The sequence below is a fragment of the Streptomyces sp. P3 genome (assembly GCF_003032475.1).
Lineage (GTDB): Bacteria > Actinomycetota > Actinomycetes > Streptomycetales > Streptomycetaceae > Streptomyces.
The window spans coordinates 7,357,129-7,374,130 of the sequence record NZ_CP028369.1 but is presented as its reverse complement, the minus strand read 5'-3'; the positions used below and the strand labels follow the sequence as shown (position 1 = coordinate 7,374,130).

Here is a 17,002-nt window from a genome sequence, read left to right as displayed (position 1 = left end):
GCCCGGACGCGAGCCGACGTCGGCCGCACCCCCGTCTGACAGGCCAGCGGTGAACAGGCAGGCAACCTCGCATCGGGGCGGGGACGACATCGTGCAGCGCCACCGGGAACCGGTCGACGTCCATCTCATCCTGCGGCGTGGCGGCGAGGTGCTGCTGAGCCGGCGGGCGGGAGACACCTACGCCTCGGGCTTACTGCACATGCCCTCCGGGCACCTCGACGGCGACTTCGAGGACGTGGTCACCGGGCTGGTCCGGGAAGCCGAGGAAGAGCTGGGCATCATCATCCGGCCGGCCGATGTCCGCGTCGCGCTGGTGATGCAGCACCGCAGCCCCGCCGGTCACAACCGCACCGGCTGGTTCTTCGAGGTCACCCGGTGGATCGGCGTCCCGCGTATCGCCGAACCGGACCGCTGCTCACAGCTGGACTGGTTTGCCCTCCACGACCTGCCCGACGACATGGTGGCGTACTGCCGGGCCGGCCTGGAGGCGTACCGGGACGGGCACTCCTTCGCGCTGCATCTCCAGGAACCCGACGACCCGATCGTCTACGAAGCGAACGGGCCCAGCCGTCTGCACCCCTTGCCCACGCGGGCGCCGGACCCCTACGCCGTACTGGGTGAGCAGCTCGGCACATTCGCTGAACGGACCATCGGCCCGCTGAAGGAGGTCACGGACGCCTCCTGGGCGCGGGAGGCTTCCCACGTGTGGCGGCTAACCGGACGCGACAGCGGGAGCTGGTACCTGAAGGTTCACCAGGGGCCCAAGTTCCACCAGCGTGAGGTGGGCGCCCTGAGAGAGTGGGCCCCAGCCCTCGGAGCCGACCGCGCCCCGCAGCTCGTCGCCGCCGACCCCGAACAACTCGCCGTGATCGTCAGCGCGCTTCCCGGCCGCGTACTCCACGGCGCCGACCTGAGCATGGCCGCCTGGCAGTCGGTCTACCGCCAGCTCGGGCAGCTCCTGCGGGCCCTCCACCTCGGCGAGCCCCCGATGATGGCGCAGGCCCTGGGCGGGCTGGCCAAGCTGGAACGGCACCTCGCGGCAGCCGACGGGCTCCTCGAGCCCGGAGAGGAGACGCTGGTGCGGTCCCTCGCCCTGCACCTGCCCCGTGTACCGCCCGTCCCCCATGGCCGTCGCCACGGTGATGTACAGCGGCGCAACCTGCTGCTCGACGACCACGGGACCCTGGCCCTCATCGACTGGGAACGCGCGGAAATCGGGCCCCTCGTCAGCGACTTCGTACGCATCGCCGACACCTGGATTGACGCGCCCGAACTCGAAGCCGCCCTGTTCGACGGCTACGGCCGCACGCTGTCCCCGGACGAGGCCCAAGCGCTCAAGGGTCTGTCGGCCCTCGACGCGCTCAGCGGCATCCAGTACGGCGCCACCCACGGCGACCCCGAACTCGTCGAGCGCGGGCATCGCACCCTGCACCGGCTCCGGAAGGAGGCATGACGACATCCGATCCCACGGCATCGGAGCGGGTCAATGAGCATGCCTGGCGATAGTACGGGCGCAGGCAGCTCGACCGGTCCCGACCACCACACCTACACCTTCGAACGGATTCAGGAGCTGCCCTTGGGGCGCTGAGCAAACGCCGGCTTCCGCCAGCCGGCATCCATCGCCGAACCACCCTGCAGTTGGCGCCGACGCCGGAGGCGAAGGCGCACGAGGCCCCGTAAGGAACCCCTCTATGACCGATGTGACCGTGGCCCCCGACGAGGCCACCCGGCTCCGCAACAAGGTCGTCGACCAGCTCAAGGAGGACGGCACGATCGTGTCGCCTGCGGTCGAGGCCGCCATGCGCAAGGTGCCCCGGCACCTTGCCGTACCGGAGGCGTCGCTGGAGGACGCGTACAGCACGTACAACGCCGTGATCACGCAGGAGGACGAGCACGGCAATCACACCAGCTCGGTGTCCGCTCCGCAGATCCAGGCGATGCAGCTGGAGCAGGCCGGCATCCGCCCGGGTGACAACGTGCTGGAGATCGGCACCAACGGGCCGAACGCCGCGTACCTCGCGGAGCTGGTCGGGCCCACCGGTCAGGTCACCACTGTCGACATCGACCCCGCGCCCGCCGACCGCGCCAAGCGGTTCCTCACCGAGACCGGCTACGCGAGCGTCAACGTCGTCGTCGCCGACGCCGAGAACGGCCTTCCCGAGAACGCCCCCTACGACGCGATCGTGGTGACGGTCGGCGCCTGGGACATCCCGCCAGCCTGGATCGACCAGCTCAAGGACGATGGCCGGCTCGTCGTGCCGCTCCGCATCAACGGCCTGACCCGCACCTACGGGTTCGTCCGGCAGGCTGACCACCTCGTCGCAACCAGCGCCCACGTGTGCGGTTTCGTGGCGGCACAGGGCGCCGGCTCCCACAAGCAGCAGGTCATGCAGCTGCCCGGGGAGGAGGGCGTCACGTTGCGCTTCGACGAGGGCTTGCCCGCCAACCCCTCTCTGCTGGACGGCGTCCTGAACAGCGCCCGCGCCGAGACGTGGACCGGGGTGACCGTCGCCAGCCAGGAGCCCATCGGCACCCTCCAGATGTACCTGTCCACACAGGTCCCCAAGTTCTGCTTCATGTCCACCAAACCCGAGTTGACCACCGGCAAGATCGGCCCCACGGGCAACAGCTGGTCCATGGTCGCCATCGACGGGCCGCACTTCGCCTACACCGTCGTGCGCCGCGACACCGAGAAGAAGACCGCAGAGTACGGCGTCCACGCCTTCGGGCCCGACGCGGCCGAGTTCGCTGAGCGAATCGCCGACATCCTCCGCACCTGGGGCGAAAAGGTGCGCGGCGCTGACGGCCCGCGCATCGCCGTCTACCCGGCGGGCACGCCCGATGACCGGATCACCGGCGACCGGATCATCGACAAGAGGCACAGCCGGATTTCGATCTCCTGGTCGGCCGTCTGAACCGCGGCGCTGGGCCAGGGCGTTCTGCACCATCCCATCGGACAAAGAGAGTGATCACATGACCACCGCCGTACTGCACAGCGTCCCCGCCCCAGTCGGGCTGCCGGTCGACGCCCTCGCCGACGACGACTTCGAGCTCGACATCCGGGTCGTCATCTCCGAGAGCCCCCTCACTGTCTTCATGTGCCCCACCAGCGACGGCTGCGGCAACACCTGCGTGAACGGGGCCAGCGCCTGCCAGTCCTCCATCGAGGACGCCGCCTGACACGTGGCGTCCGCCGGGGCGGCAGCCGATCATCGCTGCCGCCCCGGCACCCCCCGTCCGCGCACCCCACAACAGGAAGGGACACCGGTGGCCCACGGAATACCCCTCACGTATCAGTGGCAGCCTGGAATGCTGCTGCGCGCCTCCACCGCTTCCCGGCCGATCCCTGTGCCGGACTTTGACCTGCACGGCGACGACGCCACGATCCGTGGTCGGCAGTGGCTGGAGGAGGTATGGCGCGCCCCAGTGCCGACGGCGCTGTCCGCAGCCAGCCCCGTCCTGTGTCAGCGCGTCACCGAGATCCTGAACGGCACCGTCACCGACGGCCGCCGTATCAGGCGGGCCGTCCGGTCTGTTGCCGCGTACCTCCTGCGGTGGAACCACCGGCCCACCCCGTTCGGGGTATTCGCCGGCGTCGCCCCCGCTGAGTCCGCTCAAGCCGCCCATATTCTGTGGGGTGAGGGGTACCGGACTGTTCTGCGGCCTGATTCCGACTGGCTGACGGACGTCATTACCCGCCTGGAGAGCCACCCCGCTCTGCTGGCCCGGCTGACGGTCGTGGCCAACAACACCGGCCGCTCCCGCGGCAACCGGCACGTGGTGGACGGGATGCCGACTGACGCGCACACCTCCGGTTACGCCCCCATCGAGCTGTCGGTCCGTCTGACCCGGCCCGTGGCTGCCGTGCTGGAGGCTGCCCGCGCCCCGATCCCGTACGAGCTGCTTGTGCACCGTCTGTCCGGACAGTTCCCCACCGCACGCCCTGAGCAGCTCGCCGGCCTGATCTCCGACCTATTGAGCAAGCACATCCTGATCAGCAGTCTGTGGCCCCCGATGACGTCCGTCGACACGCTCGCCCACATATGCGATGAGCTGGAGAAAGCAGACGCCACGGGCATACCCGATATCGCAGAGCTGGCCTCCCAGCTCGCTTCGATCCGGGGCGGCTTGAATCACCCGGACACCGTCGCCCCTTGGACGCTCGGAGACCCGCTGACGCAGAGCATGCGGCACGTGAGTGCCACCGGCCGCGTCCCGCTGCTGGTCGACGCCGCACTGGACTGCACCGCCTACATCCCCGAAGCCCTCCTGGCCGAAGCCGCCGAGGCAGCCCAGGTCATGCACCAGCTGTCGCCTCATCCGTACGGGTATCCGCAATGGCGCGACTACCACCAGCGGTTCCTCGACCGGTACGGCAACGAGGCGCTCGTGCCCGTACTGGATCTGGTCGCGGACAGCGGCCTCGGACTGCCCGCGGGCTTCCTGGGCTCCGAGCGCGCCCGACCGCCGTATGAGGTGACCGACCGGGACGAGAAGATCCTGCGCCTGCTCCAGGGGGCGATGCTCGGTGGGAGGCGTGAGCTGGTCCTCACCCGGGCGGCGATCGCCGACCTGACCGCCGGCCACACCGAACCGCTGCTGCCCGTGCCCCGGGCTGAGATCGCCGTGGAGATCCACGCCTCCACTCTGGAGGCCGTGCAGGGCGGCGACTACCGGCTGCTGGTCACCGGCGCCCCCCGCCCCGGCAGCAGCATGCTCGGCCGGTTCGCGCACTTGCTCCCGCCGTCCGCTCAGAGCGCGCTCACCGACTCGTACGCGACCGCCGGCCCCGGCGCCATCGCGGCGCAGCTGTCGTTCACCCCTCGCCGGCGCCGCAACGAGAACATCGCCCGCACCGTGCAGGTCCTGCCCTTCACTATCCCTCTCGGCCAGCACCACGAGTCCGGCCCCGGCGTGATCCCGCTCGACGACCTGGCGGTGACTGCGGATACCCGCCGGTTCTATCTGGTGCGCAGGTCAACGGGGCAGCAGATCGAGCCTCGCGTCACCCATGCGCTGGAAGCGTCCGTCCACACACCGCCGCTCGCCAGGTTCCTGGCGGAGATCACCACCGCCCGCAATGCCGCCTACCGGGCGTTCACGTTTGGCGTCGCCGCCACCCTGCCCTACCTGCCACGCGTGCGGTACAAGCAGACGATCCTCGCGCCTGCCCGTTGGTTGCTGTCCGCCGAGGAACTGCCCGGCCGGTCCGCCCCCATGGCCGACTGGGACAAGGCACTAGCCCGATGGCGCGAACGGCTCTGCGTCCCTGACCGCCTTGCTCTGGTCGAAGACGGCCAGCAGCTGCCCCTCGACCTCGACCAGCGCATCCACCGGGCGCTGCTGCGCGCCGGCGTGGACCGCAACCGCGTTGTCGAACTGCGCGAAAGCACCACTGCGCGGGACTGGGCATGGATCGGCCGCCCCCACGAGCTCCTGATCCCTCTGGCGAACTCCACCCCCGCCGACCCGCCCCGCCTGCCGGAGGCCGCTGCCGCCGCCCCCGGGACACCCAGCCAGCCCACCGTCCTGTATGCCCGTCTCTTCGCGCACCCCCAGCGCTACAACGAGATCCTGTCCGGCCACCTGCCCACGCTGCTCGACCAGTTCACCACCATGCCGCTCTGGTGGTTCAGGCGCCATCGCGACACAACCCGCCCGGCCTCCGACCAGCATTTGGATCTGTACCTGCGCCTTCCCGATTCAGCCGCCTTCGGTCCGGCCGCCCAACTGGTCACCGGCTGGGCAGACGCCCTCAGCGGCCAACATCTGGCGGCCGGCCTGGAGTTGGCTACCTACCCGCCGCAGACCGGCCCGTACGGGCACGGCCCCGCTCTGGACGCCGCGCACCTGGTGTTCGCCGCGGACTCGGCCGCCGGCGTGGCGCAGATCCGTGCCGCTGCGGATGACGCCGCCACCGGGCAGGCCCTGACCGCTGCGAGCATGTTCGACCTGACGGTGCGGTTCACCGGCGACGCAGATCAGGCGTCAGACTGGCTGACCCGCACGCTCCCTCAAGAACGCGGCCCCATACCCCGGGATCGAATCGCCCTGGCCCAGGCTCTGGCCGATCCCGAGCACACCGCACTCCAAGCCCTGCCGGGCGGCCCCGAGGTCGCCGCCGCCTGGCGGCAGCGCGCTGCCGCCCTGACCGCCTACCGGCAGCAGCTGGCCACCGGGCACAACTCCGACAGCGTGCTGCGGTCGCTGCTCCACGAGCACCATGTGCGGGCGCTGCCCGTCGACCCCGATCACGAACGCACCACCGGCCGGCTCACCCGGGCCTGCGCCCTGCGACACCGGGAGCGGCAGCTATGACCACCGCAACCAGCCCAGCTGTGCTGGCGGACACCTTCGCCCGCCACCTGGCCACCCCCGTCCCGCCGCCCGAAGACCAGCCCTGGGCGGCGCAGGACCTGGCCGCCGGCGCCGCGGGATCCGCGCTCCTACACATCGAACGCGCCCGTACCGGAGACGGCACCTGGCAGCAGGCACACCCCTGGATCAAGACCGCCGTCGCCACCCCCGTCAGCGCCGCCGACACCAGCGGCCTGTACCTGGGGGCGCCTGCGGCAGCGTTCATGCTCGACTGCGCCGTTACTGCCGAGGCTCCCCGGTACCAGGAGGCGCTGGCAGCCCTGGACCACCACGTGGCTCAACTCGCCCACCGCAGATGCGACGCGGCGCGGACTCGTATGCGCCACGGGCGTCCAGCTGGCTTCCGCGAGTACGACATCTTCTACGGGCTCACCGGCATCGGCGCGTACCTGCTGCGCCGGTCCCCGTCCGGCACCGCGATGGCACGCGTCCTGGCCTACCTCGTACAACTGACCCGCCCCATCCGGCACGGTGACCAGGGCGTGCTGCCCGGCTGGTGGGTCGATCACCAGCCCGACCTCACCTCGTCCACCGTCCCCGCCGGCCACGCCAACTTCGGCGCCGCCCACGGCATTACCGGCCCGCTGCTGCTCCTTGCCCGCGCCCTGCGCCAAGGCGTGAGGGTCGACGGCCAGGAAGTCGCCATCGACACCATCCTTCACTGGCTCGATACGTGGCGGCAGGACGGCCCCGCCGGATTCTGGTGGCCCGAGCACCTCCGCCTCGGTGAACTCCGCACCGGCCGTCCCGCCCAACCCGGCCCGGCACGGCCCAGCTGGTGCTACGGCACCCCCGGCATCGCCCGCGCCGGACAGCTCGCCGCCCTCGCGCGCCGCGACCCGGCTCGCCAGCGCCTGTACGAGGACGCCCTGGTCCGCTGCCTGACTGATCCCGATCAGCTGTCCGAGATCACCGACGCCGGCCTGTGCCACGGCTGGGCGGGCGTCTACCAGACCGCCTTCCGCGCCGCCCACGACGCCGCCGCCCCGGCTCTGCGCGCCACCCTGCCCGACCTGGCCGCTGCCCTGACCCGGCACGCCCGTCCAGGCGGCGACCCCGGCCTCCTGCAAGGCGCCGCGGGCACCGCTCTCGCCCTGACCACCGCAGCCCACGACGCTGCGCCGACCTCGGGATGGGACACATGCCTACTGATCGACTGAACCAACCCTCCCTCCTGGAAGCGACCCTGCACGCCGTGCTGGATGTCATGGCCGGAGGCGACACGGACACCGCCGCAGCCCGCGCCGGACTCGAGCTCGCTGACCTGGACGCTGCCGTCGCCGTCTACCAGCAGGCCGGGCAACAGGCCCTCGCCCTACAGGCGGGACCCCCGGCATGGCGTCAGCTGTACATCCAGTGCACCGACTGGGCCAAGGCCGAGCAGACCGCCGCCGACCACATCGCCCCCGTCCTGGACCAGGCCCAAACTGGCGGACTGATCACCGGGTGGTGGTTCATCCGTAAGCACCCGTGCTGGCGGATGCGGCTGCTCCCGGCCTTCGGGACGCAACTCCCCCCGGCACTGACCGACATGCTCGACAAACTCACGGCCGCCGGACAAGTCCACCGCTGGTGGCCCGGCATCTACGAACCCGAAACCGCAGCGTTCGGCGGCGACACCAGCATGACCATCGCCCATACCCTGTTCCACGCCGACAGCCACGCCATCCTCACCACAGCTCGTGGCGAGCTGGGCCGCCGGGAGTTGTCACTGCTGCTGTGCGCCACCCTGATGCGCGCCGCCGGACTGGAGTGGTACGAGCAAGGAGACGTGTGGCACCGCGTCACCCGGGAACGGCCCCTTCCCTCAGACGTACCGGCCGCCAAAATCCACGCCATGGCCGACAGCCTCCGACAGCTGCTCATCGCTGACACCAGCCCCTCTGGTCCCATGCTCCAGTCGGACCGCACCCTCAAGCCCGCCGCCGACTGGGTGAGCGCGTTTCGGCAGGCCGGAAGAGACCTCGGCGCAGCCGCCCGGGACGGAGCCCTCGACCGCGGCCTGCGCGAGGTCATCTCCTACCACGTGATCTTCCACTGGAACCGGATCGGCCTGCCCGCCCGCACCCAGAGCGTCCTCGCTCACGCGGCACATGCCGCGATCCTGCATCCCGCTGACCCCACGGAAAGGCCGATGCCGTGACCGCGCCGCCACAGCACCCACAGGCAAGGCTCCGTCGGCTCTCCAAGCGCTTCCCTCTGGTCAGCCGGTCCCACCTCGTCTACCCCAGCTTCGCCGCCCGGCTCGACGAAGTCCGCACCTGCGGGGAGAAGTCGGCGCAGGACGGACCTCTCCTCGACCGGATCAACCTCGCATGCGCCACCTGGAACCTGTCCGCACTGATCGCCTCCGACAGCGGGCTGACCGACCTGGCGACAGACCTCTGCCGACGTCAGCTCCGTCTCTTCCAAGCCGCATGGCCTGTCACCGGGGACACCGCCATCGCCAGCCTCCAGCCCATCGTCAACCTCGTACGACTGACCGCCCGAACGGGCGACCCGCAGGCCGCCTATCAGCAGCTCATGAACGTGCACCGCACCGCCCGTGACGGCGGCACCGTGACCGTCCACAGACAGGCCATCGACCTCACGGGCTTCACCACCGAAGCCACCTTGGACCACATCCAGCCCTGGCTCCACGACCTCTTGCTCGACGACGGCACCCGGCTCCTGGTCGCCGCCGGCCAATGGCATGAGGCGGCAGAACACGCGACCGTCTATGACGAGCGGCCCGAGCGGCTGTACGGCAGCAGGCAAGCACGCATCGTTGCGAACCTGCATACGGACGCCCAGGACACGGCCAACTCCCTGATCGACAAGGCCACGATCACGGAGCCGTGGGAGGAAGCCGTCGCGCAGATCCTCCGCCACTACGCCGACCACCTTGCGGGCCGCGCCACAGCACGAGGGTTCGCCGCTACGGCACTCGCCGTGCGGGATGCGCTGGAGCCGGACCCGCCACACCTGCGCATGTTCCGGGTGCGGCTGGCCCTGGCCGCGATCGACCTGGCTCCGGAAGGCTGCGAAACCCTTGCGCGCCCCCTGTACGACGCGATCGTCAGCGACACCACACAGGCGCGGGACGCGTACGCAGCACGCGAAATCCTCCGCCAGCCCGCTCCACCGGCTGACGGGTGGTCACGCCACGAGCTGGAGGCGATCGTCCACGACGGCGGCCTCGGCGGGGGCACGCTGCCGGAATCGGTGCTGTCCACATTGATGCGGGCTGTCAGCACGGCTGGGGCGAGCCTCGCTCAGTGCCTCACCGAGGACGGAGGTGTATCGCCGCATGCGAGAGGGCCAGGCGTCAGCTGATGCAACGACCGCCGATGCTCGGGGGGCGTGGGATGCGTGCCGCTCTCACCCGCCACGCAGTCGCCGCCTTCGGCCACACCTGAGTGCTTCCGACCAGCAGGAGGCTGGGGCATCGGCTTCGCCGCCAGTCGCCTGTGTGGAGGCGCAAGCCACCGACGCGCCTCCCCGTCGTTCCACCCCGCCAGCCCCTAACCTCGCGCGAATGGAGACCACCGTGACGCCCGTCACCGATCCCGCCGTATGGCGCGACGAGCTCGTGAGCCGCCTCGTCGACAGCGGCCACCTGCGCACCCCGGAAGTCATCGCCGCGTTCCGGGGCACTGATCGCCACCGGTTCCTCCCCGGTGTCGACCTTCAGAGCGCCTGCGTCGACGACGCCGTGGCGATCAAGCACGACGCGACGGGCGCGATGCTTTCCTGTATCTCCGCACCCTCCATCGTCGCCACCCAGCTCGAACAACTGGGCGCCCAGCCCGGCCACAAGATCCTCGAAGCTGGGGCCGGCACCGGTTACAACGCCCGGCTGTTGTCAGAACTCGTAGCTCTCGAAGGCCATGTGTGGACCGTGGATGTCGACCAGGACCTCGTCGACGGCGCGCGGAAGAACCTCGCGCAGGCCGGGGCCGCAAACGTCACCGTCGCACTGGGCGACGGCGCCGCCGGTCTGCCCGAACATGCGCCCTTCGACCGCATCCAGTTCACGGTCGGCGCCGGGGACATCCCCGTGCGGATTCTCGACCAGCTCGTCCCCGGTGGACGCCTCGTCATCCCGATGCGGATTCGCGGCAGCATCTCCCGCAGCTTCGCGTTTGAACGCGACGGCCAGACCTGGAGGACGGTCTCCACCGAGATGATGACGTTCGTCCCCCTGCGCAAGGGCGTCTGCAATGACGTCCGAACCATGGTCGACATGGCAGGTGACGGCGACGTGCGCTTGGAGACCTACAGCGAGCAGAACGTCGACCGCGAGGCGATCCGCACCGTCCTGGACCAGTCCCCAGCCGAGATCTACACCAACGTGAAGTTCCGCAAGGGCGACTCCTACGAGTGGCTCTACCTGTATTTGGCATACGTGCTGCCGAACGGCCTGTCCCGGATGCCGGGGTCCCGCTCCGGCCTCATCCCGAACTTCGGCTGGGGCTCGATGACCGCACTCGACAATGACTCCTTGGCCTACCTCACGAAGCGGGAAGGCGAGGACGAGCACGGCACGTTCTGGCAGATCGGCGTCATCGGCCACGGCCCGCGCGCCTCGGAAGTAGCCGACCGGGTCGCCACCGAAATCAGCGAGTGGAACCAGAGCTGGGGCAACGGCTCACCCGAACCCAGCTTCCGCATGGCCGTTGGTGACGCCCGCAACCAACTGACAGCCTCCGAACCGCGCTTCGTCATGGACAAGCCCTGCAGCCGCCTCGTCGTCCACTGGCCCCGCAGGAGTTGAGCCGACGATGTCACCACAGCAATGGAGGGAATTCAGTCCGGTTGACCAGCATCACCGAACATGCAGCGCAGCGGTATTTCCCGTTCTGGGCGCCAACACCCTTGTGCACCATGCATTTTTCACAGGCTTCTGACCTGAGAGCATCGATTACTTCCCTGGTTTACCTGTAAAATCATCGAAGGCCGGAAACGGTCACCCGGGCGTCGCGGACATGACGCGAGACGACAAGTCTGCGCCCCCGGAGGACATCGTGCCTGCCCCGTTTCCCGCCTTAGCCGGTATGACGGCCCATCTCGGCCGCGCCCGGACCAATGCGGTCACCAGCTGCGCAGGTGCGCCATCCTTCAGGCGCGCCGTCGCTTCAAGTCCCGCAGCCACGCGGGTCATTGCCGCCGACCCGATTGGCAACGCGGGACCCCTCGGACGCACTCGCCCAGCAGAAACGCAATTCTGTGAGCATCACTGTCTCCCTGGTTGTTGTGCTGGCCGTCATGGTGTGGTTGCTGATCCGCAAAGGCGGCCTCAAGGCAGGCCACGCAATAGCGGCCGTGCTCCTCGGCTTCTATCTCCGCGACAGCTCGCTTGCTCCGTCCATCAGCCGCGTCGTACAGAGTGCGGTCGAGACGATCAGCGGGATCCGTATATAGACCGGCCGCCGGGGCACCCCCGTGGACCCGGGCCGTACGCCGCCTCCCCCGTCGGCTGCGGTCAGGCGCGCGTGCCCCGGCGGCCACTCCCACCCAAGTCCCGGCCTGCACGCTGCGGTCCCCGCCCCCGGTGCGGGTGCGCTGCTCGCTCGTTCCCTGCCGGCTATTCCCTCCTCCCTGTCGGGACCACGTTCCGCGAGGTCACCAATGTCTGATCAGTCATGCCCGCGACCCATCGGTCACCGACGTGGCCAGCGTCGGCGTGCGCGCGGCGCCGAGCCACTACGCACCGAGAGGGGGCTGCACCTGCGGCTGCGGCTTCTGGTGCTCGTGCCCGCCCTCTTCGTCGCGGCGATCTTGTGTATGGCGGCTGCCGTCGGCGCGACGGCACGCGTCCATGTGGATGGCTGGATCATCGGGGCGGCGGCAGCAGCCGCCGGCCTGGCCGTGCTGGTCTGCGCGGACTGGATGGCAGTTCGCACGGCGGCTGAGCTGCACCGGCAGCGCAGCGAGTATAGCGATTCCGTGCATGGCTGGCTGCGGCACTTCCAAGCCGGCGTGGACGAAGGACGCAAGAGCATCAGCGATGCTCTGGAGCAGATCGACCGGGGCGAGCGGCCTTCCCCTCCTGACTTCTCCACAGCGCAGGCGAACTCCGGCGGCAACCCGTGGAATGAAACCGAGGCCGCTCTGTTCCAGTTGCACGCAGAAACGTGGCGGGCGGTGGTCAACGGGCGGCAGACGGAACTGACGCAGGCGCTTGTCTATCTGGCCGGGGGCTTGACCCTGCTGCTCGTACGTGCGCTCGGCATCGTGACGGAGCTGACGAAGCAGGTCCAGGACCCGGACGTGCTGTATCGCGTGTTCGACGTCAACAACCTGCTCAAGCGCATGCGGCGGTCGGCCGGACGGCTGGCGGTTCTGGGCGGTGTGAAGGCGCGCACGCTGAACCAACCGATCGGGCTGGTGGACCTGCTGCGCGGCGCGTCGGGGGAAATCGAGAAGTACGCCCGGGTCCGCATGCACACATCCACCCTGGATGTGCAGATACCGGGCTTCGCCGGTCCCGATCTGATCCACCTGCTGGCCGAGTTGGAGGAGAACGCCACTCTCTGCTCCCCGCCGGACAGCAAAGTCGTCGTGCGCGCGACGAGGGTCACCGCGGGTCTGGCCGTGGAGATCGAGGACCGGGGCATAGGCATGGCCCAGGGCGAACTCGATCGCTGCAACCGGATGTTGGCCGATCCCCAGGACACGGACCTGGCCGAGCAACTGGCCCAGCGCCAGACCGGCTTGCTCGTAGTGGCCAAACTCGCCCGCCGGTACGGCATCCAAGTGCGACTGCAGAAGAATCTCATGCACGGGATCACGGCGCTCGTGGTGATGCCGGACAAACTCCTGCTCTGGCAGAACGAGCCGGCGGCACCGTCACAGGCTCACGCATACGTTGCCGCCACACCGGTCCCGGCAGCGCAACTCACAAGGCACCCCGGTCCTCGGCCGTCCGGCGGTCCTCGGCCCAGTCCTCCGGCCCCAGTCCCAGCGGGGACGGCGCCACTGCCTTACCGTGACGCGCGGCCTGCCCCTGGGCGGCGCCCCGTCGCCTCGACAGCGACCACGGCAGCACCGCCGCTCGGCGCCACACCTGACACTCGCCCCCGGTTGCCGCAGCGAACACCACAGGCAACGGTCCATGAGCGCGCGGCCCCTGCCGAGCCAGAGGCCGCCCCCGTCCCGCTCGCGCCGCCGGATCCTGCCTTCGTCAGCAATTTCACCCAAGGCGTGCATCGCGCGGAACAAGCCGCGGCAGACAGCGAGACGCGACCGCCAAAGGGGAGCGCGAGCTGACCAACGCAACGCGCCCCACACATCCTTCGTGCCTCGCTTCGCGCCTGAGCACCAGTCCGTACAGCGTACGGAGATACGGAGAATTGGAATGACCACCGACTCGACGGCAGTACAACCGGATGTGGTTGTGGACGAGCTCCTCAACGACTTGGCCCAGCTGCCCGATGTGACGGGCGTCCTGCTCGGCACGCAGGACGGTCTGCGGCTGGCTCACGCCGGACCGAGCATGGACGGCAAACTGGCAGACCGCCTGGCCGCAGTGATCAACGGCCTGTACTCGATCGCTCACGGAGTCGACGACGGCGAGGGCCGTGTCGAACAGGTCCTCATCAGGAAGAGCAGCTTCCTGCTGTTCATCATGAGTGCCGGGAGCCCCCCGTCCGTAGTGGCGCGAAATGCGGGACGCGACCCGAAAAAGGTCGAAAGCGTGCTGGGTGTGCTGACCAACACCCGCGCGGACGAGGGAGCCGTCGGTTTCGCGATGGTCGACCTGATCAAGCGGATGGGCGAGTTGCTGACCACAGAGGCACGTGTGGGCGGGGCTCCTTCCGGTGACGGCCAGTGAGATGGCGTCCGCAAGCAGCCCGGCCTGGACCGTCGAGGACACCGAGGCCCCCAGCCTCTATGTCCTGACCGGCGGCCAGACCAAGCCCACGCACGACTTGCAGATCGAGACGCTGCTGTGGGCCGAGGGAGAACCGCCTGCGGGCCAGCCGCCGGAAGTCGAACAGGCGATGGCGTTGTGCCGGGATCAGCCCCTGGCCGTCGCTGAAATCGGCGCCCTGATCGGGTTGCCCTTCCAGATCACCAGGATCCTCATGTCCCGGCTGATCGACTTCGGTGCGCTGAATGCCATGACCGCCACGCACTCTGCTGACCTTCCCGACGTTGCTCTCCTGAAGGCCCTTCGCAATGGACTCCTCAAGCTCTGACCTCGGGCTGCCGCGCCGGCTCGGCGGCGCGAGTGCCACCTCCGTCAAGATCGTTGTCGCCGGCGGGTTCGGGGTAGGCAAGACCACGTTTGTGGGCGCCGTCTCCGAGATCACTCCGCTGCGTACCGAGGCCGTGATGACGGCCGCCTCCGAGGGCGTGGACGACCTCACGCTGCTGTTCGACAAGAAGGCGACCACCGTCGGCATGGACTTCGGCCGGATCACCTTCCCGCAGCTGAACACCGTGCTGATGCTGTTCGGCACGCCTGGGCAGACCCGGTTCTGGTTCATGTGGGACGAGCTCACGCGAGGAGCCCTCGCTGCGGTTGTCCTCGTCGACACCCGCCGCCTCGACGAAAGCTTTCCCGCGGTCGACTACTTCGAGCGGCGCGGCCTGCCCATCATCGTGGCCGTGAACGAGTTCGACGACGCCTGCCGCTACGACCCCGACGAAGTCTCAGCCGCTCTCGCCCTGCCGGCCACGGTTCCGGTCGTGCTGTGCGATGCCCGCAAGAGGGCGGACGCGGCCGGCGTACTCGCCCATCTCATCGACCACGCGCTCACCCGCCCACATTCCCCTGCCACCGTCCTTCAAGGAGCACAGCTGTGAACTCCCACGCTCCGTCCGACCTCCTGTCCACCGCCGGCCACGACATCGACTGGCAGAGCCACCTGCCCGAATTCTTCGACCCCACGGCTCCGCCCGTGGGCGCGTTCGACGCCTTCGCCCAACAGGTCGCCAACGCGGCCGGCACTCCGTACGCCATGCTCAACTGGGTCGGCAGCGAGCAGTTCTTCCTCGGTCTCGCCAACCCCTCCGGAGGCGAACTGCCCGTGGTGGGCCGCACCATGCCGCTGACGCACGGCTTTTGCCCGCACGTCGTCCAGCGCCGGGGCTCGCTGGTCCTGACCGATGTCCTCGACTTCGACGAGTTCGCCGGCAACTCGGTCGTCGACGAGATCGGGGTCCGCGTGTACGGGGGAGCTCCTCTCATCGACGAGCGCACGAACCATGTCTGGGGCACGGTCTGCGTGGTCGGCACCGAGCCGCGCAACCGCTCGGAAGGTCGCCCGCTGTGGACGCTCATCGACCACTACCGCGACCTCTTCATGACCGAGTTCTACCGGCGTACCAGCTCGTAGCAGCACCCGCGCGCCCGGCCGCACCACCCGCGACCACCACCCCGAGGGGGAGACAACGATGCCCACGATGTCGTCCACGACTCCGGTCACGCCCGACTACGAAGCCCTGGTCCAGCAGTTCGACGAGTTCGCCGCTGCGGAAGTCACCCCCCGAGTCCAGCGCATGGAGTCCTCCCCTCACACCGTGGAACGCGACCTGGCGCTGCTCATGGCCGAGCAGGGATGGTTCGGCGCCACGATCCCGCGCCAGTACGGCGGTATGCATGCGGGACATCTCGCCAAGACCCTCATGATCCAGAGCGTGGCGCGGGCATCGGGCGCGGCCGGCGCCATCCTGCAGGCGAGCCAGCTGCCCGTTTCGATGATCATCCACTTCGGCAGCGACGAGCAGAAGGCCATGCTGCTGCCCCGGATCTCCTCCGGGGACACGCTGCTGTCGATCGCGGTGACCGAAGAGGAGACCGGCAGCCATGTACTCGGCATGGAGACCACCGCCCGCCGCGACGGCAGCGACTGGATCATCGACGGCAGCAAGGTCCACATCGGCAACAGCCACATCGCCCACGTCCACTGCGTCGTGGCCCGCACCGCCTCCGCTGACGCGGCAGGCTCCCGCGCCCTGACCGCCTTCCTCGTCGAACACGACCGCGACGGACTGACCGTCGAACCGCACCGGCCCGCCCTCGGCCTCCACGGCTTCAGCTTCGGCAAGCTCACCTTCGACGGCGTACGCATACCCGAGACCAACGTGATCGGCGAAGTAGGCGACGGCAAGGACATCGCCTACAGCAGCAGCATCCTCTACGGCCGGCCCAACCTCGCCGCGGTATCCCTCGGCATCCACGAAGCGATCATGGAATGCGCCGCCAGCTTCCTTGAGGGACGCCGCCGCTACAACGGCACCCTCGCCGACCTTCCCGTCCTGCGTGACCGGATCGGTGCCATGAAGTCCCGGCTGATGGCCTGCCGCGAACTCGCCCACCAGGCCGTACACATGCTCGACCACGGCCAGAGCTGCGACGGCGAACTCATCAACTCCAAGTACCTCAACCACAAATGGGCCGTCGAATCCGGCCAGGACGCCATGGAACTGCACGGAGCCCACGCCCTACGAACGGACTACCCCCTCCAGCGGCTCTGGCGGGACGTCCAGCACACCTACTCCCCCGCCGGAACCGGCGAGGTCCAGCGCCAACGTCTAGCCGAAACCGAGCTCGGCGCCCCTCCCATCCAGTGGTCCGAACGACTCGCCGCCAAAACCTCGCTCTTCCTCCCCACCAGCACAGCCGCCTAACTCC

15 protein-coding genes are annotated in these 17,002 nt (G+C 69.2%); all 15 read left to right on the top strand.

Annotated features, from left to right (window positions below; translation table 11 throughout):
* Nucleotides 1-49 precede the first annotated feature (49 nt).
* The 15 genes from C6376_RS32505 (at nucleotide 50) to C6376_RS32435 (ending at nucleotide 16,998) form a co-directional block, all read left to right on the top strand.
* A complete protein-coding gene (locus C6376_RS32505; RefSeq protein ID WP_107446633.1) occupies nucleotides 50-1,453 on the top strand; it encodes a phosphotransferase in 1,404 nt (467 codons plus the stop codon).
* Nucleotides 1,454-1,691: 238 nt separating this feature from the next.
* On the top strand, nucleotides 1,692-2,915 hold the full coding sequence (gene fxlM / locus C6376_RS32500; protein ID WP_107446632.1) for a methyltransferase, FxLD system: 1,224 nt from the start codon (nucleotides 1,692-1,694) through the stop codon (nucleotides 2,913-2,915).
* Between the two features lie 58 nt (nucleotides 2,916-2,973).
* Entirely contained in the window at nucleotides 2,974-3,180 is a 207-nt protein-coding gene (locus C6376_RS32495) for an FxLD family lanthipeptide (protein ID WP_107446631.1), read from the top strand.
* 87 nt (nucleotides 3,181-3,267) lie between these two features.
* Nucleotides 3,268-6,318, top strand: a complete 3,051-nt coding sequence (locus C6376_RS32490) for a lantibiotic dehydratase (protein ID WP_107446630.1) — start codon at nucleotides 3,268-3,270, stop codon at nucleotides 6,316-6,318.
* Nucleotides 6,315-7,538, top strand: a complete 1,224-nt coding sequence (locus C6376_RS32485; protein WP_107446629.1) for a lanthionine synthetase C family protein — start codon at nucleotides 6,315-6,317, stop codon at nucleotides 7,536-7,538. The genes C6376_RS32490 and C6376_RS32485 overlap by 4 nt, the downstream gene beginning before the upstream one ends.
* Nucleotides 7,520-8,521: a thiopeptide-type bacteriocin biosynthesis protein gene (locus C6376_RS32480; RefSeq protein WP_107446628.1), complete on the top strand. Its 1,002-nt coding sequence runs from the start codon at nucleotides 7,520-7,522 to the stop codon at nucleotides 8,519-8,521. The genes C6376_RS32485 and C6376_RS32480 overlap by 19 nt, the downstream gene beginning before the upstream one ends.
* Nucleotides 8,518-9,693 carry a hypothetical protein gene (locus tag C6376_RS32475; RefSeq protein WP_107446627.1) on the top strand — a complete coding sequence of 392 codons (1,176 nt, stop codon included), beginning with the start codon at nucleotides 8,518-8,520 and terminating at the stop codon, nucleotides 9,691-9,693. Before C6376_RS32480 ends, C6376_RS32475 begins: the two co-directional genes overlap by 4 nt.
* Nucleotides 9,694-9,895: 202 nt before the next feature.
* Nucleotides 9,896-11,134, top strand: a complete 1,239-nt coding sequence (gene fxlM / locus C6376_RS32470; RefSeq protein WP_173985781.1) for a methyltransferase, FxLD system — start codon at nucleotides 9,896-9,898, stop codon at nucleotides 11,132-11,134.
* 452 nt (nucleotides 11,135-11,586) lie between these two features.
* On the top strand, nucleotides 11,587-11,781 hold the full coding sequence (locus tag C6376_RS32465) for a hypothetical protein (RefSeq protein ID WP_107446625.1): 195 nt from the start codon (nucleotides 11,587-11,589) through the stop codon (nucleotides 11,779-11,781).
* A gap of 330 nt (nucleotides 11,782-12,111) precedes the next feature.
* Nucleotides 12,112-13,629, top strand: a complete 1,518-nt coding sequence (locus C6376_RS32460; protein ID WP_159083331.1) for an ATP-binding protein — start codon at nucleotides 12,112-12,114, stop codon at nucleotides 13,627-13,629.
* An 88-nt stretch (nucleotides 13,630-13,717) separates the two neighbouring features.
* Entirely contained in the window at nucleotides 13,718-14,194 is a 477-nt protein-coding gene (locus tag C6376_RS32455) for a roadblock/LC7 domain-containing protein (RefSeq protein WP_159083330.1), read from the top strand.
* 1 nt (nucleotide 14,195) lies between these two features.
* Nucleotides 14,196-14,561 carry a DUF742 domain-containing protein gene (locus C6376_RS32450; protein ID WP_159083329.1) on the top strand — a complete coding sequence of 122 codons (366 nt, stop codon included), beginning with the start codon at nucleotides 14,196-14,198 and terminating at the stop codon, nucleotides 14,559-14,561.
* Entirely contained in the window at nucleotides 14,542-15,171 is a 630-nt protein-coding gene (locus C6376_RS32445) for an ATP/GTP-binding protein (RefSeq protein ID WP_107446621.1), read from the top strand. Before C6376_RS32450 ends, C6376_RS32445 begins: the two co-directional genes overlap by 20 nt.
* Complete coding sequence (locus C6376_RS32440) at nucleotides 15,168-15,704, top strand: GAF domain-containing protein (RefSeq protein ID WP_107446620.1); 537 nt, start codon at nucleotides 15,168-15,170, stop codon at nucleotides 15,702-15,704. The genes C6376_RS32445 and C6376_RS32440 overlap by 4 nt, the downstream gene beginning before the upstream one ends.
* A gap of 58 nt (nucleotides 15,705-15,762) precedes the next feature.
* Nucleotides 15,763-16,998 (top strand): acyl-CoA dehydrogenase family protein, encoded by a 1,236-nt coding sequence (locus C6376_RS32435; protein WP_107446619.1) that lies wholly within the window; start codon nucleotides 15,763-15,765, stop codon nucleotides 16,996-16,998.
* The last annotated feature ends 4 nt before the right edge of the window (nucleotides 16,999-17,002 follow it).

Excerpts from the sequence above, each read along its gene's own strand:
- fxlM (WP_107446632.1), top strand. The coding sequence starts at position 1,692 with ATGACCGATGTGACCGTGGCCCCCGACGAGGCCACCCGGCTCCGCAAC.
- C6376_RS32495 (WP_107446631.1), top strand. The coding sequence starts at position 2,974 with ATGACCACCGCCGTACTGCACAGCGTCCCCGCCCCAGTCGGGCTGCCG.
- C6376_RS32485 (WP_107446629.1), top strand. The coding sequence starts at position 6,315 with ATGACCACCGCAACCAGCCCAGCTGTGCTGGCGGACACCTTCGCCCGC.
- C6376_RS32480 (WP_107446628.1), top strand. The coding sequence starts at position 7,520 with ATGCCTACTGATCGACTGAACCAACCCTCCCTCCTGGAAGCGACCCTG.
- fxlM (WP_173985781.1), top strand. The coding sequence starts at position 9,896 with ATGGAGACCACCGTGACGCCCGTCACCGATCCCGCCGTATGGCGCGAC.
- C6376_RS32455 (WP_159083330.1), top strand. The coding sequence starts at position 13,718 with ATGACCACCGACTCGACGGCAGTACAACCGGATGTGGTTGTGGACGAG.
- C6376_RS32450 (WP_159083329.1), top strand. The coding sequence starts at position 14,196 with ATGGCGTCCGCAAGCAGCCCGGCCTGGACCGTCGAGGACACCGAGGCC.
- C6376_RS32445 (WP_107446621.1), top strand. The coding sequence starts at position 14,542 with ATGGACTCCTCAAGCTCTGACCTCGGGCTGCCGCGCCGGCTCGGCGGC.
- C6376_RS32435 (WP_107446619.1), top strand. The coding sequence starts at position 15,763 with ATGCCCACGATGTCGTCCACGACTCCGGTCACGCCCGACTACGAAGCC.